General features: G+C 58.0%; 1 protein-coding gene. It reads left to right on the forward strand.

All coding sequences use genetic code 11. The features are described from left to right. Positions 1 to 65: 65 nt before the first annotated feature. Entirely contained in the window at positions 66 to 830 is a 765-nt protein-coding gene (locus GR702_RS21950; protein WP_006949122.1) for an IS6 family transposase, read from the forward strand. The last annotated feature ends 52 nt before the right edge of the window (positions 831 to 882 follow it).

Below are 882 nucleotides of genomic sequence, written 5' to 3' on the forward strand. Positions count from 1 at the left end.
GGCTCTGTTGCAAACTCTGACACGGTTTCCAAGATTGGGCTCATGTACTGTCAAGGTCAGTTGCGATGAACGATTTCAAAGGACGGCATTTTACCGGCGAGGTCATCCTATGGGCGGTGCGCTGGTATTGTCGATACGGCATCAGCTACCGTGATCTCGAGGAAATGCTGTCCGAGCGTGGGATCGATGTCGATCATACGACGATCTATCGCTGGGTGCAGCGCTACGCGCCGGAGATGGAGAAGCGTCTCCGCTGGTTCTGGCGGCGCGGCTTTGATCCGAGCTGGCGTCTGGATGAGACCTACGTAAAGGTGCGGGGCAAATGGACCTACCTGTACCGGGCGGTCGACAAACGGGGCGACACGATTGATTTCTATCTGTCATCGACACGCAGCGCCAAAGCGGCGAAGCGCTTTCTGGGCAAAGCTCTTCGTGGCCTGAAGGACTGGGAAAAGCCGGCCAAACTCAATACCGACAAGGCACCCAGCTACGGCGCAGCAATCGCTGAGCTGAAACGCGAAGGCAAACTGGCGGCGGAAACCGAGCACCGGCAGGTGAAATATCTGAACAACGTGCTCGAGGCCGACCACGGCAAGCTGAAGATGCTGATCAAGCCGGTACGTGGCTTCAAGTCGATGCCAACGGCCTACGCCACGATCAAGGGCTTCGAGGTCATGCGCGCCCTACGCAAAGGACAGGCCCAGGCATGGTGCCTGCAGCCAGGTATCATGGGGGAGGTGCGCCTGGTTGAAAGAGCATTCGGAATTGGACCCTCGGCCCTGACCGAAACCATGATTATGCTCAATAAGCATTTCGCCAATGCTGCCTAATCCCCCAACTGGGTGACGCCGCGCGGCCGTGCCCCATGTTTGCAACAGAGCC

Origin of the sequence: Novosphingobium silvae (assembly GCF_009856825.1) — a bacterium.
GTDB lineage: Bacteria > Pseudomonadota > Alphaproteobacteria > Sphingomonadales > Sphingomonadaceae > Novosphingobium > Novosphingobium silvae.

What these genes read in the sequence shown, in the direction of transcription:
- GR702_RS21950 (WP_006949122.1), top strand. Translation starts at nt 66, where the DNA reads ATGAACGATTTCAAAGGACGGCATTTTACCGGCGAGGTCATCCTATGG.